The organism is Collimonas sp. (assembly GCF_035566375.1).
Classification (GTDB): Bacteria; Pseudomonadota; Gammaproteobacteria; order Burkholderiales; family Burkholderiaceae_D; genus Collimonas.
Window position 1 is genome coordinate 40,016 of the sequence record NZ_DATMRK010000043.1, and the last position, 23,387, is coordinate 63,402.

Below are 23,387 nucleotides of genomic sequence, written 5' to 3' on the forward strand. Positions count from 1 at the left end.
GTAGATTGAACGGGAGCCAGGCTGCGGACCCGGCAGCGGCGCTGCGGCATATTCTAAGAATAACAATGATGCACAAAAAATATTTGATGCAAATCAACTATACAGGACAGCGCTGCGAACAGCCTGGCTGTCACAGCTGGCATGACGAAAATCCCGATGTCGGCGGGAAATTTGATTCAGATCAAGAAGCCTGCTTGCCGGCACGGTTACGCTGAAGCCCATCTTCTGTACAAAAAGGAATGATCATGACAAACAAAATGCAAGCCGCCGTGGTTGAACAATTCGGCAAGCCATTGGTGATTCAGGAGTGGGATATTCCTGCTCCCGGCCCTGGCCAGATTCTGGTCAAGACTGAGGCCTGCGGCGTCTGTCATACCGATCTGCATGCGGCGCATGGCGATTGGCCGCTGAAACCCGCACTGCCGTTCATTCCAGGTCATGAAGGGATTGGTTTGGTCGTCGCAATAGGCGCTGGCGTAACGATGGTGAAGGAGGGCGATCGCGTCGGCGTGCCTTGGCTCTACTCGGCATGCGGCCATTGCGAATATTGTTTGTCGGCCAAGGAAACAGTATGTGCGGACGCGCAGTTTGGCGGTTACACCAAAAACGGCGGTTTTGCCGAATATATCCTGGCTGACGCCAATTATGTCGCGCATATACCGGCCGGCCTGGCGGCAGTGGATGCGGCGCCGATTATCTGTGCCGGAGTCACTTCTTACAAAGGTATCAAGGAGACCGGGGTGAAACCGGGCGACTGGATTGCAATTTCCGGCATCGGCGGACTCGGGCATCTCGCGATTCAATATGCCAAAGTCATGGGACTGCATGTCTGCGCGATCGATATCGACGACGGCAAACTGGCGCATGCCAAGTCTCTGGGTGCCGATCTGACGATCAACGCCAGGATCGGCGACCCGATAGCGGCCATGAGAAAGGCCACCGGGGGCGGCGCGCACGGCGTCTTGATTACGGCTCCTTCGCTCAGCGCATTCCAGCAAGGAGTGGCCATGACTCGGAAATGCGGAACCTGCGTTCTGGTCGGTCTGCCGCCCGGTGAATTCCCGGTGCCGCTGTTTGATGTGGTGGCGAATTGCATCACGGTGCGCGGTTCGTTCGTCGGCACCCGCCAGGATATGGCCGAGGCGCTTGCCTTCGCCGCCGAAGGCAAGGTCAAGGCCGATATCGAACTGCAACCCTTGTCCGCCATCAACCGTATTCTCGACCGGCTTGAACATGGCAACGTCGCCTCCCGTGTGGTGATTGATTTCGGGAAGCATTAACCAACACTAAGCAGCATTAACCCGTGGCCGGGAAAATACATCGTTCGACATCTCGTTGGTTCGCTAAGGAATCTGAAAAAATGAACGAAAAAAGAAAAGCCTATCTGGTAGGCGGCGGCATCGGTTCCCTGGCCGCCGCCGCTTTCATGATCCGCGACGGCAGGATGGCGGGAAGCGATATTTCGATCCTCGAAGCGGCTGCCGTCCTGGGCGGCAGCCTGGACGGCGGCGGCAATCCGGAACATGGTTATTCCATGCGCGGCGGGCGTATGTTGACGACCGATAACTACGAATGTACCTGGGATCTTTTCAAATCGATTCCATCGTTGCGTTTAAAGAATCAAACAGTGTTTGAGGAAACTCTCGAGTTCAACGAAAAATACAAGTCCAACTCGAAGGCACGTTTGATTGATCGCTGGCGCGGCAAGGTCCCGGTGACATCCATGGGTTTCTCGATGCAAGACCGGATGGAATTGCTGAAGCTCAGTAATACCGACGAAGATGTTCTGGGTAACAGCACTATCACCGATTGGCTGTCGCCGGCTTTTTTTGAAACCGAATTTTGGTATATGTGGTCCACCACCTTCGCATTCCAGCCTTGGCATAGTGCGATCGAATTCAAGCGCTATCTGCACCGGTTCATGCTTGAATTCTCCCGTATCGAAACGCTGGGCGGCGTCAAACGGACCGTCTACAACCAATACGATTCCCTGGTGCGGCCATTGCAAAGCTGGCTGGAAGAAAAAGGCGTTCGCTTTGTCACGGCATGCATGGTGACGGATTTTGAGCACAAGCTAGCCGACGGCATGTTTATCGTCACCGGCATCCATTGCAGGCGGCATGGCGTCAACCAGATCATTGACGTTAAGAATGGCGACCTGGTCTTCTTTCAAAATGGCTCGATGACTGATGCATCCAGCCTGGGTTCCATGACGGCTGCGCCTGCAGCCTTGAACAAGCTGGACAGTCATGGCTGGATGCTCTGGGAAAAACTGGCGCTGGGCCGGCCTGAGTTCGGAAATCCTGCGGCTTTCAACAGCTGTATTGCGCAGTCTTCCTGGGAGTCGTTCACGATAACACTGAAGAATCCGGCATTCTTCAGGAACATGACCGAATTGAGCGGCAACCAGGCGGGGACGGGCGGTTTGGTGACATTCAAGGATTCCAACTGGTTGCTGTCGGTAGTGCTTCCGCATCAACCGCATTTTGCCAATCAGCCGCAAGACGTGCAGGTATTCTGGGGCTACGCTCTGTTCCCGGACAGGGTGGGGAATTTTGTTGCGAAGCCGATGGCGGCATGCAATGGCGAGGAAATTCTGCGCGAACTGTGCGGACATCTCCGCTTCGATCTGGATACGGTTGCAACGGCGATCTGCGTTCCTTGCAGAATGCCGTACATCACCAGCATGTTCATGCCGCGCGCACGTGGTGATCGGCCGCTTCCCGTGCCGCTGGTTTCCAAAAATCTGGCTTTCGTCAGCCAGTTCGTCGAAATTGACGACGATGTCGTCTTTACTGTGGAATATTCGGTGCGTGCTGCACAAATGGCGGTCTACCAACTGCTCGGGGTCGATCGCCAGGTGCCTGCCGTGACACCGCATGACAAATCGCTTTTGGTCCAATTTGAGGCCTTGCTCAAGTCGCTGCATTGATTGCATGCCGTTGGGGCGCGGATAGATTGACAAGTTGCAAAAATTTTCCTACTGTCAATTCATCCGAGTCTGGTTCGGACCTTGCGACAATAGTTTCAAAAACTATGAGAGGGGCAGCTTGAGATGGATTCATTTATATGCCTATATCGGGGAATGAAGTATTCCCGGCTGCTAGCCATTATTCTCGTGATACAAGCTCTGTTGAGCCCGTTGGTGGCCGATGCGCTACCGGTTTTCGCGAGACAAACGGGACAAAATTGTGTCGCCTGTCATGCAGGTGGACAATTTCCGGAGCTGACTTCCTATGGCAGACTGTTTAAACTGACCGGTTACACGATCGGGACCCGGACCGTTCCGCTATCGGTGATGGGAGTAGCAAGCTTCACCAAGAGCGCGAATCCTGATAGCGATGTGGCGTTCGCCAAAGATGCTGTTGCCTTGTTCCAGACCGGTAGCATATTCCTGGCCGGAAAAGTCACTGACAATGTCGGTGTGTTCTCACAATGGACCTACAATAACTACGACCACCAGGATCTGGGCAGCGGCAAATGGAAAGGGAAATGGGCTTCCGACAATTTTGATTTGCGCTATGCCGACCGGTTTATTGGCCCAACCGAAGACTTCATCTTCGGATTTAGCCTGAACAACAATCCATCCCTCACCGATCCTTGGAGTACCGCTCCTGCGTGGATTCAATATGTCCCGACGAAATTCGGGGTCACCGCACCTGACGCCAGTCCCATCATTAGCCAGCTGGGCACCCAGGTCGCGGGGCTGACAGCCTATACCTTCTGGCAGCAGACCTTGTATGCAGAGGTGTCTGCGTATCAGACCAGCAACGGCGCCTGGTCATTTTTAAGCCAGGGCACGAAATCGCAGGACCAGACAAATCTCAAGGGCGTCAATCCCTATGTACGACTAGCGCTCAGCCACGACTGGGGCCCGCATAGCGCGATGATCGGGGTGCTTGCCATGAATGCGCAAATCTATCCCGATAGCACGAATCCGGTGGGGCCGACGACACGCTATCGTGACCGAGGCATAGACGCGCAATATCAATATCTGCTGGATCCGCATACCGTCACGGCGCAGTTCAGCTTTATCAGGGAAACCATCACCAACGGCGACGTGACCGGCGTTGCCAGCAATGCCTCCAATACCCTTAATCAGCTGAGACTCAAGGCCAGTTATGTATATCGAGCGAAATACGGCGCGAGCTTGAGTTATTTCAGCACGACAGGAAGCTCGGATGCGACCCTGTATCCGGATGTCGCAGCCAATCCCGGAACACGCGGCTGGGTGCCAGAAGTATTCTGGACGCCGGTGCAATACCTTCGAATCGGCGTTCAATACTATGCCTACACCCAGTTCCACGGAGCCTCCAGCAACTACGATGGTTCAGGTCGCAATGCCAAAGATAACAACACCTTGTTTTTGTATGTGTGGGGAGCGTACTAAATGAATAGTTACGACGACTGTATGCCTGCGCACCGCATGGTAACGGAAACGCGAACGGACACGCGAATCGGGCATTTGAAACGGCAGGGATTTCATTTTTCTTTGAGTTTAATCGTCGTAGCAGGTCTTGCTGCTTGCAATTTGCCGGAAAGATCTCGCTCTCTGGGGGATCCCAATGTCGCGGCGAAAACGCTCGCATTGCAAGTTTGTTCCAATTGCCACGGCGTGCAGGGTATTTCCGTGTCGCCTAATTTCCCGAAACTGGCGGCGCAAGCGGAGCCGTATCTCGTGGCACAGCTGAAATCCTTTAAGAGTCATGGTCGTTCAGATCCAGCTGGGTTCGAGTATATGTGGGGCATCAGTGCCCGTCTCACCGACGATCAGATCAACGGACTTGCGGCTTATTTTTCTTCGCAAGCTCCGCCTCCGGGGAAACCTGGAAATCTGACATTGCTCAAAGAGGGGCAGAAGATTTTTGAGCAAGGCATTGCTGCAAACAACACGCCTGCTTGCACCGGCTGCCATGGCGCCCACGGTGAGGGTATTCAGCAGTTTCCACGTTTGGCCGGCCAGCATGCTGACTACATCGTCAAACAGCTGATGGTTTTTCAAAGGACGGACGAAAGACCGGAGGGAGTCATGATGAAAGGTATTGCACACGAACTCACGCCGGAGAACATGAAAAATGTCGCGGCCTATCTGGAGGCCATGCCGTCTAGCCCGTGAGGCCTATCAAGACTTGAAAATCAGGACTTGAAAAACGGTGAAAGAGTCATCAATAGTCCAATAGGGCATCACGTATTGCTGATGATGACCTTCAGGGCTTGCTCTTTCTCCGCATGGCCAAAGACATCGTAAGCGAGCAGAAATTGATCGAACGTGAAGCGATGGGTAATCAAATTCTCCGGCTTCAATTTTTTCGATTCAACATTCTTGAGCAGCATCAACGTGGTATTGGTATTCACCAGGCCGGTGGTCAGAGTGATATTCTGCGCCCACAGTTTCTGAATCTGGAAATCAACGCTTTTGCCGTGCACCCCGACATTGGCGATGTGACCGCCGGGACGGACGATCTGCTGACAGATGTCGAACGTCTGCGGCAGGCCGGCAGCCTCAATCGCTACGTCGACGCCATCCTTTGTGCTCGCCATGATCTTTTCTGCCGCATTAAGCCTGGCGCTGTTGATGGTTTCCGTTGCGCCGAATTTCTTGGCCATCGCTAAACGCGACTCGTCGATATCTATCATGATGATTCTGCCCGGCGAGAAAAACTGCGCAGTCAGCAGGGCGGCCATGCCAACCGGTCCGGCGCCGACGATGGCAACCGTATCACCGGGCTTCACGGCGCCGTACAGCACGCCGATCTCAAAACCGGTAGGCAGGATATCGCTAAGCATGACCAGCGCTTCTTCGTCCATGCCAGCCGGGACCGGATACAGGCTGTTGTCGGCATGCGGAATCAGGACATATTCAGCCTGGGTGCCATCGATCAGATGTCCCAATATCCATCCGCCGTCTTCGCAATGAGAATACATTTGTCTTTTACAGTATTCGCATTTGCCGCAGGAGGTGATGCAGGAGATGAGGACATGGTCACCCTTTTTGAAATTGCTGACAGCATCACCGGTTTGTTCCACGACGCCGACCCCTTCATGCCCCAGTATCCTGCCGCGGGTCACTTCCGGCACGTCACCTTTCAAGATGTGCAGATCGGTGCCGCAAATCGTGGTTTTGAGTATCTTGACGAGAGCGTCAGTAGGCTTGGAGATTTTTGGGACAGGGACCGAGTCCCATGACTTTTCCCCTGGTCCGTGATAGACCAGGGCTTGCATGCTGGATGGGCGCGTCATTCAAATCTCCTTGCTTAGTTGTTGGGCTTACCTTTTGCTGGACTTACCTTTCCTTTGTACTCTAAGCCGCTTTGATTTTTCTGCTGGCATCGGCCACATGCACCGAGGCGACCCTGGCGATCTCTGCATGGGTGCCAGAGACGATATCGGCCATATGATGGCAATAATGGAAAGCATTTTCAACCGCTGGCTGTGCCTGAGCCGATCGCAACGACATCCATTCCTGCGGGGTCGTGGCCGACATCATTTGTTGTGACGAATTTGCCGATGCTTGCAGGGATGCTTTGATCGTATTCAGGTTCAGGTTTATCATTTTTTCCATGCCCTCAACTGCAGTTCCAGTCAGTTCGGTCATTGCTGCGAGTTGCGCGCCGTAGCCGGCCTTCATCAGTATCGAAATCGAGTCCAAGAGCGGAAACATGGTTTTCTCCTTGTAGGAAATGGAATTGCGAGGCGCCAGGGTGGCTGGCGTATGTCATATTGGGTTTTAGTGTGACGTTTACCCGCCTGCCAGTATTGATCCACATCAAATTTGTTTAACAAATCCCGGACGAGATGACCGCAACCTGTTAAAAATACCAGTACCTTGAACAAGCCTTGTTCATTAAATTTTTTTTACAATAGAGTCAAAAAAGAAGGATAGTTATCGTCAAACCAAAGTAGCGCTGCATTATTTGCTCACAAAATCACCAATAAAAAGGGAGACAAAATGAAACAGGGCAGGCTTTATAAATTTCATTATTTCGCGCTGGCGGCGATTGCCGGTCCATTGAGCGCCTGCGGCGGTGGCGGGGGCAGCGGTTTGGAAAGTATCAATAGCAAGCCTGCCTATATCGCTACGATTTCTGCGATGACCTATGATGGCAGCACCGATGACCTGCTCACCGGCGGTCTCGGAAAAACCGGTCTGACTTCTGCTACAGCCCCTAATCCAGTTGATGCAACGGCCCCAACGGCCGCCGAATTACGCAAAATCGCGATTTACACGAATTACCGCGCGGTTCTCGATGCGACCCCCAATGGCGGATTCGGTGTTCTGTACGGGCCGAATATCGACATCTCCGGCAAAGACACATTAGGCGAGGGGAAAATTGCGGGTACCGAATATATCGCTTATTCGGACGACGGTAGCGGCAGGCAGAACGTTACGATGATGGTGCAAATACCAGATTCCTTCAATCCGGCCAGCCCTTGCATCGTCACCGGAACCTCAAGCGGTTCACGCGGCGTGTACGGTGCGCTCGGCACTTCAGGCGAATGGGGCTTGAAACATGGATGTGCGGTTGCCTATAACGACAAGGGAACAGGGAATGGCATCGACGATTTGCAAAACAACACGGTCAACCTGCAGAATGGCGTGCGTAGTTCTGCCACTGCGGCGGGTATGAATTCAAATTTCACGGCAAATGTGACAGATACGCAACGTACCGCATTCAATGCATCCACGCCTAACCGCTTTGCTGTCAAGCACGCCCATTCTCAACAGAATCCAGAAAAGGACTGGGGTAAATTTACCTTGCAGTCCATCGAATTTGCCTATTACGTATTGAACCAAAAATACGGCGACATCGCGAAGGACGGCAAGTCGCATCTGATCAAATTATCACCAAACAACACGATTGTGATCGCCTCCAGCATTTCCAATGGGGCAGGGGCTGCCTTGGCAGCAGCAGAGCAGGATAGCAAAGGACTGATTAGTGGCGTTGCGGTAAGCGAGCCGAACGTGCAAATGGCGCCTGACAGCAGCTTGACCGTGATCCGCGGCGCAACCATTGCCAGCGGTACCGGCAGACCGCTATACGACTATTTCACCTTGGCGAATTTATTACAGCCGTGTGCGGCATTGGCGCCCGCAGCGGTCAACGCCCCCTTCCTTTCCAGTATCGTAAAAGCAACAGCGAGCAACCGTTGCGCCGCGCTCAAGACACAGGGACTGGTGAGTGGAAACACCACCGACGACTTGGCGGCTAGCGCGATGAACGCTTTGCTCGCTCTAGGCTGGCAACCAGAAAGCCGTGATTTGCATGCAGCGATGTATGCATTTGCCACCCCATCGATTGCCATGACCTACAGCAATGCATACGGCCGTTTCAGCGTCCTGGACAATCTATGCGGATTTAGCTTTTCCGGTACGACGGCGCAATTGGCGACCTCGTTTGGCAAGGGCAACGGCGTTCCGCCAACTGCAGGCATCAGCATTTTCAACAATAACAGTGTCGGTGGCGCGGTAACTGACGCGCTGTCCATTTCCCCCAGCACCGGTGTCTTGGACTACAACATCGATGGCGCACTATGCCAACGTGAATTGGCAATGGGCGGCAGCGCTAATGCAAACCGCGTGCAGCAGGGAATCCGCGAAACTTTTCGTACGGGTAATTTACAGGGCAAACCTGCTGTGATTGTGCATGGCCGCTCGGATACGCTGATCCCGGTGGGATTTTCATCGCGCCCATACTTTGGCGTCAATCACATGGTTGAGGGCAACAACAGCAAGTTGTCGTATATCGAAGTCACCAACGGCCAGCATTTCGACAGCTTTTTGCCTCTGGCCGGATTCGATTCTCGTTTCATCCCACTGCATGTGTACTATATACAGGCGATGAACATGATGTATGCCAACCTGAAGAGCGGCGCTGCGCTGCCGCCAAGTCAGGTGGTACGTACGACGCCACGCGGGGTTGACGCCAGCGGCAAAGCCAATCCGATCAGTGCCGCAAATGTACCGCCGATCCTGGCAACGCCCGCCGGCGGCGATCGGATTACATTCTCCAATAACGTCGTGACTATTCCTGACTGAGCTTAAGCGGTTCGCCCGGACAATCAGGAAAGCCCCGGAACATTCCTGACGCAGGAATTGTTCTGGGTTGATGTCTTGTCGTGCAATGCTTAAGCATTGCCGTAAAGCGCACGCGGGCGGTCATTCAGCGTTTCCACGAGTATCTTCAGCGCCACGATCAGATCTTCCCGCGACGAGGCACTGGAAAGATTAATGCGTACGCCGTGTTCGCTTTCTGAGCGATCGACTGCAAATGCTGAAGCCGGCATCACGCTGACGCCACGCGCCTTTGCATTGGCTGCGAAGTCGTCGGCACGCCAGGGTGCGGGCAGAATCAGCCAGATGAACATGCATGCAGGATCGCTGCTGATCTGTGCGCCCTTAAGTAAGCCGCGCGCCAGATCGTGGCGATATTTCAGTTCTTTGCGTTGCGCTGCGAGCAACTGGGCAGTGACGCCATCCTCGATCCAGAGAGAGGCGATCAGCATTGAAATCGGCGCCGGCATCCAGCTGGTGGTGCGCACCGCTTCAGCGGCAATCGCAGCGCGGTGCGGCGGCGTCGCTAAAAAGCCGAGACGCAAGCCAGGGGCCAGCAGTTTTGAAGTCGATGAAATGTGATAGGTGCGTTCAGGACACAGGCTTGCCAGCGGCGGCAGGCGCTGGTCGAGCAACGGCCCGTAGACATCATCCTCAATGATCTGAACATCGTGGCGGCGCGCAATTTCCGCCAGCGCGGCGCGGCGCTCCAGGCTCATGACAACCACCGTAGGATTCTGGAAATTCGGTACGGTAAAGATTGCCTTCACCTTGCGCGTTGCACATTCGCGCTCAAGCACTTCTGGCAACATGCCCTGAGCATCGCTGGTTACGCCGACGATCTCAAAATGAAACACTGGCGCCAGCGCCTTCAGGCCGTAGTAAGTCAAGCGATCTGCCAGTATTACGCCGTCGATTCCCATCAAGCTATTCATTACCGCGTACAGCGCGTGTTGCGCGCCGCTGGTGACGACGACATTATCAGGATTCGGTTCAAAGCCGGGCGCCGCCATCCATTTCGCACCCGCGACTCTGGCCCAAAGCGGGCCTTGCGGCGGTTGATATTCCTGCAATTCGACAAAACGCGGATCTTTCGGCAAATCGGCCATGGTCAGTGCCAGCTGGTTTAGATAATCGCGCGTCGCCGGGCGGTTCACGGTCAGGTCAATCCCGTTGGGTTGGGATGGGCCAGCTACCGCCACATGCGGCATGGCGCCGCCGGTCACCATCGAGCCGCGCCGCTTGCTGCCGATCACTAATCCACTTAGCTGTAATTCGCGATAGCTGCGCGATACAGTAGACACATTGATTCCCATTTCTTCAGCCAGCTGCCGCTGCGCCGGCAGGCAACTGCCCGGCGGATAGACGCCGCTACGGATATCAGCTTCCAGCTTGTTGGCCAGCTCCTGATAGGTGAACGGTTTCGCTGGTCCAGTGCTACGCAGGGGAAGGGCGGAGTGATGGTCTTCGTGCTTGGACAAGAGAATGTCTCCATACAAAAATAATTTGAATCGTACAAACATCTGCATTGTAACTCAGTCTTGTTCAGCTAATCATTGGCAATGTTGCTGATGGATAACGACTTGTGATCGTACAAATGGGTATGTAAAAATATCTTGTACCCATACAAAACTTATGTAAATATATGAATAATAGTTTTTGTGTGGGTACTAAAATTATTTGTGCTGCCATCTAAAACAGAAGAGCGGAACCTGGTGCGGACGGTCCGCAGCGGAAATCGCGGCGCATTTAGACATTCACTTCACTTATCTACGGGCGGGCCGGTCATGGCAAAAGTAGCAGTCCTCGGTGCTGGCTTTGTGGGTCTGTCCGCAGCGTATTGGCTGATGCGAGACGGCCATCAGGTCACCGTTTATGATCCGGCCGGTGTCGCCGGCGGCGCCTCGTATGGGAATGCAGGCACCTTTGCCAACTATGCGTGCATCCCGGTGAATAATCCGTCGGTATTCCGCGATCTGCCGCGCTTCTTGCTATCTTCTAATAGCCCGTTTCGCTTGCGCTGGCGTTATTTGCCGCACCTGGCGCCATGGCTGACGCGGTTTCTGCTGAGTTCGACAGAACGACGCTATGTTGCTTCCGCCGCTGCGCTGTCGGTGCTGCTGAGCCGCGCACATGACGGCTATCGTGAAATGATCGAGCAGGCGCGCCTGGAGCAGTTCATCCGTCGCAGTGAGTGTCTGTATCTGTATTCGGGGGCGGCGGCCTTCCGTGCCTCGGAGCCGACTTTAACCTTGCGGCGCTCGCTTGGAGTCGACTTCAGCATTGTCAGCCGCGAGCAAGTGCAGCAAATGGAACCGCAATTGAGTCCTCTTTTCGATCGTGGCGTCCTGTTTGCCGGCTCCTGGTTTTTGTCTGATCCGGAAGCTTTTTTGAAAGCCTTGGCAAGCTGGTTAAGGCAGTCTGGACTGCATATGGAGGTCCGCGCCGTAAGTACCATCAAACCACAGTCCAATGGCGTGCTGCTGGAAACTGCCGCAGGCAGCGCAGCCTACGACTATGTTGCGGTCTGTGCCGGCGCACACTCGCGCTCCTTCGCCAGGCAGTGCGGCGACCGCATTCCGCTGGATACCGAACGCGGCTACCACATCATGTATCCCGGCAGCAGCAATCTCATCTCGCGCCCGGTCGGCTGGGCCGAGCGGGGCTTTTACATGACGCCGATGGAAAAAGGAATCCGCGTCGCCGGTACGGTCGAACTGGCTGGCTTGAACCCGCATAAACATCAGGGATTGCTGGATTTGCTGCAGTTTTCGTCGCGACGAGCATTGCCGGCGCTGACCACGCCGACCGAGTCGTGGCTGGGTTTTCGACCGAGCTTGCCGGATGGTCTTCCGGTGATGGGACGATCACGCGCATCTGAGCGCGTGATTTATGCGTTTGGTCACCAGCATATCGGCCTGACCTTAGGCGGCCTGAGCGGTGCCGTGGTCGCAGACCTGGTCGCCGGGCGAGCTTCGCCGTTTAACCTGGCGCCGTATGCAGCAGATCGTTTTTACTGAAAAGAGTAAATGGAGTAGGGCGTACCGGAATACAGATCTGAATTTAAGTAATGCAGTGGCTTGATCGTGGCTTAAATCGGATTTGTTATCTCAGCAATCAACTTGGAGATGGTCATGAATAAGGTATCTTTTCAACAAACCCTGGCAAGCTTTGGCGTTATAGCAGCGTTCACGCCGGCATTGTGTTTTGGTGCTGGAGAGCAAATCGTCAAAATCGGCATGACCAGCCCATTATCGGGAGCGCAGGCTGCGATCGGGAAGGACAACGCAAACGGTGCGCAAATGGCGATTGATCAGCTCAACCAGCAGGGATTGGTGATTGGCGGCTCGAAAATCAAGTTTGAGCTACTCAACGAGGACGATCAAGCCGATCCGAAAATCGGCGTGCAAGTAGCGCAGAAACTGGTTGATGCAGGCGTCAAAGCGGTGATAGGGCCGTACAACTCAGGGGTCGCGGTGCCTGCCTCCAGGGTGTACAACGATGCGCAAATTGTTCTCGCAGTGATCGCTTCCAATCCAAAAATTACCATGCAAGGTTACCCCTACGTGTTCAGGGTTACACCCACCGACAACGCGCTGGGCGGCACGATGGGTGTCTACGCAGCAAAGGAAATTGCCCTGAAAAGAGTAGCAGTTATCGATGATCGCAGTGCCTACGGCGTCGGCGTTGCGGACGAATTCATAAAGAAGGCCAAGGCCAACGGCATTGAAATCGTCGGACGTGATTACACCAACGACAAGGCCACCGATTTCAACGCCATCATTACTTCCATCAAGAGCAAAAAACCCGACGGCATATTCTATGGCGGCATGTACAGCCAAGGTTCTGGAATGAAGCGCCAGATGAAACAATTAGGATTAAATGTTTACCTGATGGGAGGTGATGGCATCTGCAATGCAGAAATGGGGAAACTCGGTGGCGATGCGGTTGATGAAAAAGTCTTGTGTACGGTCGGCGGCATTATTCTTGACCAGAATCCACTCGGGAAAGATTTTTCTGCCCGTTATGAAAAGCGCTTCAACCTGAAGCCGTTGATGTATTCAATTTCGTTCTATGACGGGGTGATGGTGGTTGCCGAGGCAATGAAAAAAGCCAATTCGGTGGATCCGAAAAAATTTGCCCCGGCGATGGCGGCCGTCAGTTATAAAGGGATTGCAGGTTCTTACGAATTCGATCAAAACAGGGATTTGAAGAATTCCCCGGTGACCGTCTATCACTTCACTAATAGCGTGCCGGTCCCGGTGAAGACTTATTGATGTATTTGTCTGTGCGCGCGATTGTCGTCCGCAAAAGAGCGGGCAGGTAAGGGGCTGAACAGGCCCTAGCACTCAAGTTTTTTGTTTTCCTTGAGGGCGGACGTCAATCAGCACCCAGGCGCTTAAGGCGCTGCCCAATGCCAGCAACGCAGAGAGCAACATCACCCAACGAAAGCCCGATACGTACGACTGGCTGATTGCGCTTTTCAGGGCTCCCCGCTCCTGTCCGCTGGCTTCTGCCGGCAACTCGATTGCAGCAAGTTTGGCACGCTGCAGCTCTACCGTGTGTAACTTGTCCGGGGCTATATTCAAGGGTTTGAGATGCCGGTCCAGACTGGCGTTGAACGCCAGGTTCATCACAATTCCGAAGATCGCAATGGCCAACAGGGCGGCTGTACGCGAGATAGCGTTGTTGACGCCTGACGCCGCGCCGGCGAGCGCCTGGTCGACCGCATTCATGACCGTGGTGGTCAGCGGCGCGACACTGATCGACATGCCGAATCCCAATATCAGCACCGCCGGGAAATAATTAGCCCAGTAACTGCCGCCCACGCCGGGAATGGCGAACCAGGCAAATCCGATTGCCGCGATCGCCGGGCCAATCACTAGCGGTCTCTTGGCGCCGTATCGGTCAACCAGTCCACCGCTCCACCTCGACAGGGAAAACATCAGTAGCACGAACGGCAGCAAGGAAGCGCCAGCGGCGACCGCGGAATATTCCTGCACCAGAATCAGGTTCAGCGGAAGAAAATACAGGCCGCCGCCGAGCGCAGCATAGAGCAGGAGCGTCAGCAAATTTGCTCCACTGAAATTGCGGGAATGGAATAGGCCAAGTGGCAGCATGGGAGTTGGATGCCGTAACTCGACGCCAATGAAAATGGCGGTCATCAGCGCCGCCAGAACCAGCGTTGCAATCACTGTCACGTTGCCCCATCCTTTGTTCGAGGATTCAATCAAGCCGTAGACCAGGCATCCCAGCCCGATGCTGGCCAGCGCAGCGCCTGTCCAGTCCAGGCTGCCTGAGGCGCGCTGGTCGCGGCTTTCAGGCACGTACCTGAAGGTGAGAGCCAAGACCAGCAAGGCGAGTGGAACGTTGATCAGAAATGCCAGGCGCCATGAAACATGTTCAATGAGGAAGCCTCCGATTACAGGTCCAATCGCGGCGGTGATGGCGGTGTAACCGGACCAGGTGCCGATCGCTTTGCCGCGCTCGCTTTCGGGAAACGAAGCACTGATAAGGGCGAGGCTGCCCGGGACCAGCAAGGCGCCGCCGATTCCCTGTACCGCTCGGGCGAAAATCAATTGCATGATGCTGCCAGTCATCCCGCACCAGATGGAGGCGGCGGCAAATAGCGCGACGCCAAGGGCAAACACGCGGCGCCGTCCGAAGCGGTCGCCGGCGGCGCCGCCAGCCAGCAGCAGCGCCGCAAGGAATAGGGCGTAGGATTCAACTACCCACTGCACATCGGAAGCACTGGCGCCGAACGCTCGTTGCAAGGCAGGCAAAGCTACGTTGACCACGGTGCCGTCAATAAACACCATGCTTGAGGCGAGTATCGTGGCCGCCAGCACCCACGGGCGCGCGCTGCGCTTGCACAGCGAATCCGCCGCCGCGTCGGCAATTGCGCCCTCGTCGCGAGGGCGGGCAGGCGATACAGTCATAGCAGTGCTCTAACGTAAAGTTGCGACTGGAAAAAATCTATCTAACTCGTTGATTTATATAAGTCAAAAGTGAACTGATTTGTCACGCACGACTTTAGATAATAGATAAAAAACTGTTTGCGTAAAGACATGCGGGAAAAGCCGAAGTTACGTAATTGTATGCGGGAAAAGGAAGTAAAAAATACTTGCACAAAAAGGTCAGCCGGAAAAGCATTTCTTGCGCGCTGCAATTTGACCGCAAATCAAATCAGCCGACGACGGGAACGATCGGAGGTGGTTCCGATGAATGCTGGGCGCCAGACCTTTGCGATGGCAAGGCCGGCCGTCAAACAATCAATTTTCGGCGCAGTTGTGCATTCTTTTTGAAAATAATATATGATGGCCATCATGCATATCAAATCAAGCCATCCAAGCGCCAAGCCAGGCGCCAAGCGTGCCACCCAGAATCGCAAGGAAGCGACGCACGAGCGCATCGTCGAGGTGGCCGCACGCGCGATCCGGCGCAGCGGTTATGCGGGCACCGGGGTGGCGGATATCATGAAGGAAGCGGGGCTCACGCATGGCGGCTTTTACGCACACTTCGCCTCGCGCGAGGCACTGCTGGCTGAAGCGGCCGACCGCGCCGGCGCCGAAGCGGTCAACTTGTCGGCTGACATCGCCGCTGCTGCGGCGCCAGGGCAGGCCTTGCAGGCGGTGATGCGCGCCTATTTGTCGCAGCAGCACCTGGAAGCCGTTGAGAATGGCTGCCCGGTGGCCGCGCTTGGCTCCGAGATGCACCGCCAGGCGCCGGAGGTGCGGCATGCGGCCACGCGCCGCATCAAGGAGATGATTGATGTGGTGGCCCGCCAGTTGCCCGACTGGGGAACGCCCGGTGCGCACGAGCAGGCCATGTTCATGGTCAGTTCGATGATCGGCACGATGGTGATGGCGCGCGCGGTCGACGATCCCAGGCTATCCGAGGCGTTGCGCGAAGCGGCGCTCAAGCATTTTTCAGAGGTTGGCAAATAAGGCCGGTTTGGCAGCCCGTGTTCCGGGCTTTTTTTTGATAATAAATATGATGATCGTCATATTAAATATGAACATTGAGAGGAAACACAATGAACAGCAAGATCGCAATCGTGACCGGAGCGTCCTCGGGTATCGGCGAAGTCACTGCCGAGCAACTCGTCAAGGCAGGTTACAAGGTGTATGGCAGCAGTCGCCGTGGCGCGCACGGGCAAAGCCGCAAGCGCACGTTTGAGATGCTGGCGCTGGATGTGACCAGCGACGAATCTGTGGCAGCCGCCGTCAGCGAAGTGCTGCGGCTTGACGGGCGTATCGATCTGCTGGTCAACAACGCCGGCTTTGGCGTCGCGCCTGCCGCAGCCGAAGAGAGTTCGATCCAGCAGGCGCAGGCGATCTTCGATACCAACTTCTTCGGCATCGTCCGGATGATCCGCGCCGTGGTGCCGCACATGCGGCAGCGCGGGAGCGGGCGTATCATCAACATCAGCTCGGTATTGGGTTTTGTGCCGATGCCATACATGGCGCTGTACTCGGCCACCAAACATGCGGTGGAAGGCTATTCGGAATCGCTGGACCATGAGCTGCGCACTCAGGGGATTCGTGTTTCGCTGGTCGAACCGGCCTACATCAAGTCGGCGTTCGACGCCAACCAGTTGCAGCCCGATGAGGCGCTCGACGAGTATCGCGACCTGCGCGCGGGACTGGATCTGCGCGTGAAGGAAGCGCTGGAAGGCGCGGATGGTCCGGGCGTGGTGGCCGAGACGGTGGTGCACGTGGCGCTGGCGGCGACGCCGAAAGTGCGCTACACCTCGGGCGCACTGGCACGCCGCCTGCGCTTCCTGCGCCGATTCGCGCCCGCCGCGCTGGTCGAAGCCGGCGTGCGCAAAGACTTGAGGCTTGACTCCCAGCCAGCGGTGCGCAAACGCGCAACAGCCCTGTCACAATAATTTACGATAAAACAGGAGCAATAGATGAAAGCTTACTATATCAACCGCTACGGCAAATCGGAGGTGCTCAGGTCGGGCGATCTGCCCGAGCCGGCACTGCGCGACGATGACGTCCTGGTGCAGATTCACGCTGCCGGCGTCAATCCGCTGGACAATAAAATCCGGAACGGCGAATTCAAGCTGCTGTTGCCATATAAAATGCCGCTGATTCTGGGCAATGATCTGGCCGGCGTGGTAGTGCGCGTCGGTGCGCGCGTGCGCCGTTTCAAGGTAGGCGACGAGGTCTACGCGCGGCCGGACGACGACCGCATCGGCACGTTTGCCGAATTCATCGCGATTAAAGAAGACTCGCTGGCCCTCAAGCCGACCAACCTGACGATGGAGGACGCCTCGTCCATTCCATTGGTGGCGCTAACCGCATGGCAAACACTGGTCGAAAAAGGCAAGCTGAAGAAGGGCCAGAAAGTGCTGATTCACGCCGGTTCGGGCGGCGTCGGCACGATCGCGATTCAACTGGCCAGGCATATCGGTGCCACGGTCGCCACTACCGCCAGCGCGGCCAACGCCGATATGCTGAAGGGCCTGGGCGCAGACATCGTCATTGATTACAAGAAGGACGATTTCTCGATCAAGCTCAAAGGTTACGACCTGGTGATCGACACGCAGGGCGGGGACACGCTGAAGAAATCCCTGGGCGTGCTCAAGTCAGGTGGCAAGCTGATCGGCATCGCCGGCCCGCCCGATCCCGATTTCGGCAAGCTGCGTGGCATGAACGGTTTGGTCCGCCTGGTGATGCGGCTGCTCAGTTACAGCATCCGGAAAACGGCTAGGCGCAGCGGTGCCAGCTACTCCTTCCACTTCATGACTGCCAACGGCCAGCAGCTGGGCGAGATCACCAAATTGATCGAAGCTGGCTACATCCGGCCGGTGGTCGACCGGGTCTTCCCGTTCGAGGAAACCAAACAGGCGCTCGACTATGTCGAAACCGGACGCACGAAGGGGAAGGTCGTGATCAAAGTGCGCTAGCGGGCATCCAAGCACCCGGATGCGTTTTTGCTTTGTTTGATCTGTTCCACAGCCGTGGCGTCCGCAGTCGGTCCACTGCTTATGAAGGCATGGAATCGAGAAACACATAGAGTGCTGCGATCCTGCCATCGCGTACGATGATCACATCTAGGCCAGTATATTCTGGCTCCTCGCCGCGCGGACCGGATCCCCAAGCCAGCCGACCGGCATTATGGAGAGCCTGGGGTTCGCCGTGCGGGGTGTAAGCGAAATTCGGGTGAGTCGCACGGAGATCGCCAGCGAATTTGTCGAGGGCTTCACGCCCGACAAATACGCCTGGTGGCACATACAGTGCGCAGTCCTCCGTAAAGAGTTCGTTGATCGCCGCACGCCGGCGAGCCGCGTCGCCCTCGCCGAAAACTTCCTGAAGGTTGCGGTGAAGCAGTTCGTGAATATGGTCACTCATGAGATTTCTCCTTGGTCAGTGACTGGGTGTCGAGTCCCAGTCGGATGGTTTTAGACATGACAGACTTCTTTTAACGTTTCCGGCGAGGCCGGAGGAAATTAGGCCAATCCATGCTCAGTTCGCGCTCAGGGTTGACTTAGGTGAGGTTGAACGCGCAGAACGAGCGTCCAGGCTCCACGCGCCGGCGCCAAAGTAAGTGATCTGGAGAAGGCCGCCTGCCATCATCACATTCTTGAGGAAGTGAATCATTTGGTTCTGGTCTGCGAAGTTATTGTGGAAAAAGAACGCCGTCGCCAGGCTGAACAGCGCCATGACCAATGACGCCAGGCGGACACGGTAGCCCAAAACCAGCAGCATGCCGCCGCCCACTTCGATCACCACGGCGACGATGTACGCGAGCGTTGCCGCTGGCAGGCCGACGGTCGAAATATAGCCAACCGTCGCGGCGTAGGCGCCCAACTTACTCAGCCCGCTCATTAGAAAAGGCACGCCAATCAAGATGCGGCCCAGCAGAGGAAGATACTTATTGCTTTCCATGACAATCTCCTTAAATGAAAATGTTTCGGTGGGTTGAGAATGTAACTTTCAGCCGGCTTCCACCAACACCAGCTCAGAGTCTTCGAGGGCAGATACATCAACAGCAGCCAGGTTCGTGATTGCAGCCCCGTCCTGCGGCCCCATAGGCTCGCCCTTAATTTCGATTCGTCCCGAGGCAACAGCGAGATAGGCTTGGCGAGACGGGTCAAGATGATGGCGGAAATTTTCGCCGGCGGTTAGCGTGGCGCCGAGCAGACGAGCATTCGCCCGAATCGGCAAGGCTCCTTTGTCGTCGGCGAATCCGCTGGCAAGCACGGCAAAACGCCCTGACCGATCACTCTTTGGGAACGCTCTGGTACTCCACTGAGGCGCACCACCGTTGTCACGAGGCAGCAACCAAATCTGGTAAAGCCTGAGCGGCACCTCGCCTTTGTTGAACTCGGCGTGGCGGATGCCGGTTCCGGCACTCATTACTTGAACATCACCCGCCTGGATCGTTCCTTCGGAGCCCTGGTTGTCACGGTGCCCGAGCACGCCTTGGCGCACGTAAGTGATAATTTCCACGTTGCGGTGCCCATGCATGGGAAACCCACTGCCGATGGCGATCTCATCGTCGTTCCAGACAATCAGGCCCGCCAGTGCCTGATGTGCAGGGTTGCCCTCAGGGCTGACCTGAAAGTGGTATCTGGCACGCAACCAGCCGAAGTCAGCTCTGTCCAGCGATTCCCAGCGCCGATGCGAAATCATGTTCTTCTCCTATGTAGCCAGCCCCATGGACCGGTGAAACGGACGGTGCTGCTTATTGAGCAAGCGCCATGGTTTTTTCGATTGCGGTGACGACTGCCGGTCGCGCCAAAATCTCGGCGTACCAGTGCGAGACGAATGGGAACTTGTCGAGAGATGCACCGACTGCCTGGTGGCGCCAAATCCAACCGAAGTGAGCGATGTCCGCAATGCTGTACGTGTCGCCTGCGACGTATCGGTGAGACTTCAGGCCATGATCGAGTACGCCTAACACCCTATCGACCTCCGACAGCGCTCTTGCTTGAGCTTCAGCTTGCGGCGACGATTGGATAGCGATCAGGAATGCTTGCAGAAACGCTGGGCTAACACCCGACGCATGGAAGAAGAGCTGTTCGAAGACCTTGCCGCGCAGGGAAGCATCCTTCGGAACAAGTTGCCCGGTTTTCTCGGCGAGGTAGACCAGAATCGCTGCGGACTCACTCAGTACTACGTTGGCGCTCCCGGAAACTGGACGGTCGATGAGAACCGGCACCTTTGCATTGGGATTCATGGCCTTGAATGCATCGGTCTTCTGCGCAGCTTGGCGCAGATTGACCGGTACCAGCCGATAGTCTAGGCCCATCTCTTCCAGCGCGATCGGCACTTTGAGGCTGTTGGGCGTGGCATATGCATGAACTTCAAGCATTTTTTATTTCCTTTAAAGGTTGCGAAATTGATGAAGGCCTGAGCCTGTGGAGACCATATTAGGATCGCAACGATCAATTGCATATGTCCTGTTTTGCAAAGAATCGTTGCTCCAGATAGAATGATCTGAGCAAATTTTGAGCGAGCGAACTCATGGACCAAATCTCTGATTTAAACGATCTCCGTCTTTTCGCCGAGGTGGTCGAGCGCGGCAGCTTTACCGCGGCCGCGCGCGGTCTCGGCTTGCAGACGTCGAAATTGAGCCGACGCGTCCGGGCATTGGAAGAGGAACTCGGGGTACGTCTGCTTAATCGCACCAGCCGCAGCCTGTCCTTGACGGAAACCGGGCGTCAGTTTCATCAGCATTGCCTGGCATTGGTGGCTGAATCTAAAGCTGCCAAGGAGATCGTGGATCAGACGCGGGCGAAACCACAGGGCACTGTTCGTATCAGCTGCCCAATAGGGCTGCTGAACTCTGGCATCGCCGAGATCATTTCCCAATACATCCTGGACAACCCACAGGTCCAGGTTCTGCTTGATGCAACGAACCGCCGCGTGGATGTGATTGAGGAAGGCCTGGACTTCGCGATACGCGCGAGACAACCGCCGTTGGAGGACACTGACCTCGCGCTCCGGCAGTTGGGATTATCGACCTTGGTTCTGGTTGCCAGCCCGGCTTTGATAGCTCGACATGCAGATCCGACATCGCTCGATTCTTTGAAGAACTGGCCGACTCTGGCCCTGGCCAACAACAGTGAGCGGTATGTCTGGAAGTTGATCGATGCTAGTGGACAAGAATTCTCGTTAGTGCATCGGCCTCGATTGGCGACCGACGATATGTCCAGTCTGCGAGTTGCCGCAACGTTCGGTGCCGGCGTTGCAATGCTGCCCAGAGAACTCGTGGACGAGGATTTACAGACTGGCAGACTGCGGATAGTGCTGCCGACCCTGTCATCGAGGGCAGGTCTGGTCCATGCTATCTTCCCCACGCGCCGGGGAATGGTGCCTGCTGTGCGCCACTTGCTCGATGCACTGGTTGCCGGCTACGAGAATCTAAGCCGAAAGTGGCCGCACCACCCGGATCGCAGGTAGAGTGCAGGCAACGTGGGTTCTGGAGACGCTTGCGTTGGACACGCTATATGCCCGTGCCAAAAGTACTGAAGTACCAGAATGCAGATGTAAACCACAACCCCAGGAGAATGCAGAACAGCGCACTTCCCGCGAGCGGCAGCACCCAGCCTCGAAAGCCGTTTGAGCGGACAATCAGAACCTTTGCGAAAACGGTCCCGTAGAGCAATGACCCCAGCAATGAGTGAATATAGGCGCGGGTATCGTATGTCCCGAAGCCGAGCAGGAAGATGCAGTGATAGGCCACTGGCAGTGTCAGCAGGATGGCTGTTCGCCCAGACCAGCGATGCACCACATGGTAGAAGCGCCCCTTCGGCGGGAAGCGTAGCACTTCATAGATGCGCGACGCCGTCAGCAACTGGCCCAATCCCAGCAGCAGCGCAGCCGTTATCAGCCATGCCTTCATATGCAGGGTGTCGCTGAAGAAGAGGTGAAAAAAGGGAGTTTCGTAGGGCTGCCTGACGGTCTTGCTTGCTATAAAACCGACGGTGATTGCGACGAATGCGACGAGCACCAGGGGCAGCACAAGGAACACTCGACCGAGAACGGTTCGCCTGGTGGGATAGGCATTATCGCCCATTGATCTATTAAACATGATCGGCACCTCATTTAAGCTGACGCAAGAAGTCGAAGTGATCGCGCCACCGAGCGCTGCGATCAATTTGTCGATTCAGTTCTTGTCGCTGAACCCGATCGACGCATGCGTGCCATCGCAGAAAGGCTTGTTCTTCGACGCACCGCAGCGGCACAAGGTCACGCGATTGCGTACTTCGTATTCGAAACCATCGGCCCCGATCAGCTGCACCCCACCGCGTAACCATAGCGGCCCGGAGCACCCCTTGGCGGGGTCTTCGATCAGGCATATGGATGGCTCATACATCGGCTCGATCGGTTTGCCGGTCTGGTTGTCCCAAGCCACCAGCCGGCCCGAAGGGCAGTCGCAGACCTGGCTTACGAACTGCTTGCTCGTTGCAGGGTTGTCCGTTGCGTTGACGAGATTCCACACCCCTCCACGCGGATCGCAAAAGCGCGCGAACGCGCACAAGCTCTCGACGTCTGTCAACGACATCGTCGGGCCCTGTATTACTTTGGCCTGATCGAGATACGGTTGGCGGCTCGCGGTTTCGCTGCCGTCAAATCCAACTTTCGTATGCGAGCCGTCGCAAAATGGTTTGTTCGCGCTGTGGCCGCAGCGGCATAACGCGTATTGCCCCTGAGATGAATATTTCTGTTTCTGCTCCCACTTTACCGACTCGCCATCTTGGTTCGCGCCGATGATCTCCTTACTTAGAGGTACATCGCCCGAGACGATATACGGGCCGTTCTTCGAAATTTGGACTTTCGCGCCTGCGCGTTTCTGCTGGTTCATCTGAGGCCTCCGATTGGGTAGGGTAGGGTGGATATCCTGGCCGCGGGTCTCCACCATTTTCAACGCACCTTGATTAATTAGTCTAATTAGTCCCGCATCGATTCCCTTGCAATGACAGAAAATGCATCAGCCCGTTACGGTTATTTTGCCACTCATTTCCTCATGGCCGCTGCCACAGAAATTGTCACATAAAAAATCGTATTCACCGGCCTTGTCAGGTGTCAGCCTGACTTGAGTGACCTTGCCTGGCGGCAGGTCGGCGCGGATATTCATGTCCGGAATCTTAAATCCATGCATGAAATCCACGGAGGTGAACTCCAGCACGACTGGCTCACCCTGTTTCAGGACAATCTGGTTCGGCGTATAGACGAATTTTTTGGCTTGAATTTTTATTACCCTTTCTTTTGCAACAGTCTTTGCCTTCCCCTGGACGTTGATGACCGCCCCCGATAGAAGCGCCCCGATGCCGTAGACGGCGCTTAAACATATCTGCCTTCTTGAATGATCCATG

22 protein-coding genes are annotated in these 23,387 nt (G+C 55.6%); 11 read left to right on the forward strand and 11 right to left on the reverse strand.

Annotation, left to right across the window (positions count from 1 at the left end; genetic code table 11):
• Nucleotides 1-245: 245 nt before the first annotated feature.
• From adhP to VNZ60_RS13415, 4 genes are all read left to right on the forward strand, one after another.
• Nucleotides 246-1,280 (forward strand): alcohol dehydrogenase AdhP, encoded by a 1,035-nt coding sequence (gene adhP / locus VNZ60_RS13400; RefSeq protein WP_325659907.1) that lies wholly within the window; start codon nt 246-248, stop codon nt 1,278-1,280.
• 23 nt (nt 1,281-1,303) lie between these two features.
• On the forward strand, nt 1,304-2,932 hold the full coding sequence (locus VNZ60_RS13405) for an oleate hydratase (protein WP_325659909.1): 1,629 nt from the start codon (nt 1,304-1,306) through the stop codon (nt 2,930-2,932).
• Nucleotides 2,933-3,055: 123 nt separating this feature from the next.
• Nucleotides 3,056-4,390: a cytochrome C gene (locus VNZ60_RS13410; protein ID WP_325659911.1), complete on the forward strand. Its 1,335-nt coding sequence runs from the start codon at nt 3,056-3,058 to the stop codon at nt 4,388-4,390.
• The gene (locus VNZ60_RS13415) at nt 4,391-5,116 is read left to right on the forward strand and encodes a c-type cytochrome (protein WP_325659913.1); all 726 of its coding nucleotides are present in this window, start codon (nt 4,391-4,393) and stop codon (nt 5,114-5,116) included.
• Nucleotides 5,117-5,184: 68 nt separating this feature from the next.
• On the opposite strand, the gene VNZ60_RS13420 is transcribed toward VNZ60_RS13415, so the two are convergent.
• A complete protein-coding gene (locus VNZ60_RS13420; protein ID WP_325659971.1) occupies nt 5,185-6,222 on the reverse strand; it encodes a zinc-dependent alcohol dehydrogenase family protein in 1,038 nt (345 codons plus the stop codon).
• A 79-nt stretch (nt 6,223-6,301) separates the two neighbouring features.
• A complete protein-coding gene (gene phaP / locus VNZ60_RS13425; RefSeq protein ID WP_325659915.1) occupies nt 6,302-6,628 on the reverse strand; it encodes a TIGR01841 family phasin in 327 nt (108 codons plus the stop codon).
• A 321-nt stretch (nt 6,629-6,949) separates the two neighbouring features.
• On the opposite strand from phaP, the gene VNZ60_RS13430 reads away from it, so the two are divergent.
• Complete coding sequence (locus VNZ60_RS13430; protein ID WP_325659917.1) at nt 6,950-9,037, forward strand: D-(-)-3-hydroxybutyrate oligomer hydrolase; 2,088 nt, start codon at nt 6,950-6,952, stop codon at nt 9,035-9,037.
• Nucleotides 9,038-9,126: 89 nt separating this feature from the next.
• On the opposite strand, the gene VNZ60_RS13435 is transcribed toward VNZ60_RS13430, so the two are convergent.
• Nucleotides 9,127-10,533 carry an aminotransferase-like domain-containing protein gene (locus tag VNZ60_RS13435; protein WP_414648833.1) on the reverse strand — a complete coding sequence of 469 codons (1,407 nt, stop codon included), beginning with the start codon at nt 10,531-10,533 and terminating at the stop codon, nt 9,127-9,129.
• 306 nt (nt 10,534-10,839) lie between these two features.
• Here VNZ60_RS13435 and VNZ60_RS13440 point away from each other — a divergent pair, with 306 nt between their 5' ends.
• Nucleotides 10,840-12,072, forward strand: a complete 1,233-nt coding sequence (locus VNZ60_RS13440) for an NAD(P)/FAD-dependent oxidoreductase (protein ID WP_325659919.1) — start codon at nt 10,840-10,842, stop codon at nt 12,070-12,072.
• Nucleotides 12,073-12,186: 114 nt separating this feature from the next.
• Nucleotides 12,187-13,329 carry a branched-chain amino acid ABC transporter substrate-binding protein gene (locus VNZ60_RS13445; protein WP_325659920.1) on the forward strand — a complete coding sequence of 381 codons (1,143 nt, stop codon included), beginning with the start codon at nt 12,187-12,189 and terminating at the stop codon, nt 13,327-13,329.
• Nucleotides 13,330-13,401: 72 nt separating this feature from the next.
• Here VNZ60_RS13445 and VNZ60_RS13450 read toward each other — a convergent pair whose 3' ends face one another.
• A complete protein-coding gene (locus tag VNZ60_RS13450; RefSeq protein ID WP_325659922.1) occupies nt 13,402-14,991 on the reverse strand; it encodes an MFS transporter in 1,590 nt (529 codons plus the stop codon).
• A 375-nt stretch (nt 14,992-15,366) separates the two neighbouring features.
• On the opposite strand from VNZ60_RS13450, the gene VNZ60_RS13455 reads away from it, so the two are divergent.
• The 3 genes from VNZ60_RS13455 to VNZ60_RS13465 all read left to right on the forward strand — a co-directional run bounded on the left by VNZ60_RS13455 (nt 15,367) and on the right by VNZ60_RS13465 (nt 17,969).
• Complete coding sequence (locus VNZ60_RS13455) at nt 15,367-15,999, forward strand: TetR/AcrR family transcriptional regulator (protein ID WP_414648834.1); 633 nt, start codon at nt 15,367-15,369, stop codon at nt 15,997-15,999.
• An 89-nt stretch (nt 16,000-16,088) separates the two neighbouring features.
• A complete protein-coding gene (locus tag VNZ60_RS13460) occupies nt 16,089-16,943 on the forward strand; it encodes an oxidoreductase (RefSeq protein WP_325659974.1) in 855 nt (284 codons plus the stop codon).
• Nucleotides 16,944-16,967: 24 nt separating this feature from the next.
• The gene (locus VNZ60_RS13465) at nt 16,968-17,969 is read left to right on the forward strand and encodes an NADP-dependent oxidoreductase (RefSeq protein WP_325659926.1); all 1,002 of its coding nucleotides are present in this window, start codon (nt 16,968-16,970) and stop codon (nt 17,967-17,969) included.
• A gap of 79 nt (nt 17,970-18,048) precedes the next feature.
• On the opposite strand, the gene VNZ60_RS13470 is transcribed toward VNZ60_RS13465, so the two are convergent.
• The 4 genes from VNZ60_RS13470 to VNZ60_RS13485 all read right to left on the reverse strand — a co-directional run bounded on the left by VNZ60_RS13470 (nt 18,049) and on the right by VNZ60_RS13485 (nt 20,380).
• Complete coding sequence (locus VNZ60_RS13470; RefSeq protein WP_325659928.1) at nt 18,049-18,414, reverse strand: nuclear transport factor 2 family protein; 366 nt, start codon at nt 18,412-18,414, stop codon at nt 18,049-18,051.
• Nucleotides 18,415-18,528: 114 nt separating this feature from the next.
• Nucleotides 18,529-18,951 carry a DoxX family protein gene (locus VNZ60_RS13475; RefSeq protein WP_325659930.1) on the reverse strand — a complete coding sequence of 141 codons (423 nt, stop codon included), beginning with the start codon at nt 18,949-18,951 and terminating at the stop codon, nt 18,529-18,531.
• A 48-nt stretch (nt 18,952-18,999) separates the two neighbouring features.
• A complete protein-coding gene (locus tag VNZ60_RS13480) occupies nt 19,000-19,698 on the reverse strand; it encodes a pirin family protein (protein WP_325659932.1) in 699 nt (232 codons plus the stop codon).
• Nucleotides 19,699-19,750: 52 nt separating this feature from the next.
• Complete coding sequence (locus VNZ60_RS13485; RefSeq protein ID WP_325659934.1) at nt 19,751-20,380, reverse strand: glutathione S-transferase family protein; 630 nt, start codon at nt 20,378-20,380, stop codon at nt 19,751-19,753.
• A gap of 152 nt (nt 20,381-20,532) precedes the next feature.
• Between VNZ60_RS13485 and VNZ60_RS13490 the strand changes: the two genes are divergently transcribed.
• On the forward strand, nt 20,533-21,471 hold the full coding sequence (locus VNZ60_RS13490) for a LysR substrate-binding domain-containing protein (RefSeq protein WP_325659936.1): 939 nt from the start codon (nt 20,533-20,535) through the stop codon (nt 21,469-21,471).
• Nucleotides 21,472-21,514: 43 nt separating this feature from the next.
• Here the strand turns inward: VNZ60_RS13490 and VNZ60_RS13495 are convergent, their stop codons facing one another.
• The 3 genes from VNZ60_RS13495 to VNZ60_RS13510 all read right to left on the reverse strand — a co-directional run bounded on the left by VNZ60_RS13495 (nt 21,515) and on the right by VNZ60_RS13510 (nt 23,386).
• Entirely contained in the window at nt 21,515-22,168 is a 654-nt protein-coding gene (locus VNZ60_RS13495) for a DUF6529 family protein (protein WP_325659938.1), read from the reverse strand.
• A gap of 9 nt (nt 22,169-22,177) precedes the next feature.
• The gene (locus tag VNZ60_RS25255) at nt 22,178-22,876 is read right to left on the reverse strand and encodes a CDGSH iron-sulfur domain-containing protein (protein ID WP_414648835.1); all 699 of its coding nucleotides are present in this window, start codon (nt 22,874-22,876) and stop codon (nt 22,178-22,180) included.
• A 126-nt stretch (nt 22,877-23,002) separates the two neighbouring features.
• Nucleotides 23,003-23,386: a cupredoxin domain-containing protein gene (locus VNZ60_RS13510; protein ID WP_325659940.1), complete on the reverse strand. Its 384-nt coding sequence runs from the start codon at nt 23,384-23,386 to the stop codon at nt 23,003-23,005.
• Nucleotide 23,387: the final 1 nt, after the last annotated feature.

Coding starts and splice junctions, on each gene's coding strand:
- phaP (WP_325659915.1), bottom strand. CDS start 6,628: ATGAAGGCCGGCTACGGCGCGCAACTCGCAGCAATGACCGAACTGACT.
- adhP (WP_325659907.1), top strand. CDS start 246: ATGACAAACAAAATGCAAGCCGCCGTGGTTGAACAATTCGGCAAGCCA.
- VNZ60_RS13420 (WP_325659971.1), bottom strand. CDS start 6,222: ATGCAAGCCCTGGTCTATCACGGACCAGGGGAAAAGTCATGGGACTCG.
- VNZ60_RS13475 (WP_325659930.1), bottom strand. CDS start 18,951: ATGGAAAGCAATAAGTATCTTCCTCTGCTGGGCCGCATCTTGATTGGC.
- VNZ60_RS25255 (WP_414648835.1), bottom strand. CDS start 22,876: ATGAACCAGCAGAAACGCGCAGGCGCGAAAGTCCAAATTTCGAAGAAC.
- VNZ60_RS13470 (WP_325659928.1), bottom strand. CDS start 18,414: ATGAGTGACCATATTCACGAACTGCTTCACCGCAACCTTCAGGAAGTT.
- VNZ60_RS13510 (WP_325659940.1), bottom strand. CDS start 23,386: ATGGATCATTCAAGAAGGCAGATATGTTTAAGCGCCGTCTACGGCATC.
- VNZ60_RS13430 (WP_325659917.1), top strand. CDS start 6,950: ATGAAACAGGGCAGGCTTTATAAATTTCATTATTTCGCGCTGGCGGCG.
- VNZ60_RS13485 (WP_325659934.1), bottom strand. CDS start 20,380: ATGCTTGAAGTTCATGCATATGCCACGCCCAACAGCCTCAAAGTGCCG.
- VNZ60_RS13445 (WP_325659920.1), top strand. CDS start 12,187: ATGAATAAGGTATCTTTTCAACAAACCCTGGCAAGCTTTGGCGTTATA.
- VNZ60_RS13480 (WP_325659932.1), bottom strand. CDS start 19,698: ATGATTTCGCATCGGCGCTGGGAATCGCTGGACAGAGCTGACTTCGGC.
- VNZ60_RS13450 (WP_325659922.1), bottom strand. CDS start 14,991: ATGACTGTATCGCCTGCCCGCCCTCGCGACGAGGGCGCAATTGCCGAC.
- VNZ60_RS13465 (WP_325659926.1), top strand. CDS start 16,968: ATGAAAGCTTACTATATCAACCGCTACGGCAAATCGGAGGTGCTCAGG.
- VNZ60_RS13410 (WP_325659911.1), top strand. CDS start 3,056: ATGGATTCATTTATATGCCTATATCGGGGAATGAAGTATTCCCGGCTG.
- VNZ60_RS13455 (WP_414648834.1), top strand. CDS start 15,367: ATGATGGCCATCATGCATATCAAATCAAGCCATCCAAGCGCCAAGCCA.
- VNZ60_RS13490 (WP_325659936.1), top strand. CDS start 20,533: ATGGACCAAATCTCTGATTTAAACGATCTCCGTCTTTTCGCCGAGGTG.
- VNZ60_RS13415 (WP_325659913.1), top strand. CDS start 4,391: ATGAATAGTTACGACGACTGTATGCCTGCGCACCGCATGGTAACGGAA.
- VNZ60_RS13440 (WP_325659919.1), top strand. CDS start 10,840: ATGGCAAAAGTAGCAGTCCTCGGTGCTGGCTTTGTGGGTCTGTCCGCA.
- VNZ60_RS13460 (WP_325659974.1), top strand. CDS start 16,089: ATGAACAGCAAGATCGCAATCGTGACCGGAGCGTCCTCGGGTATCGGC.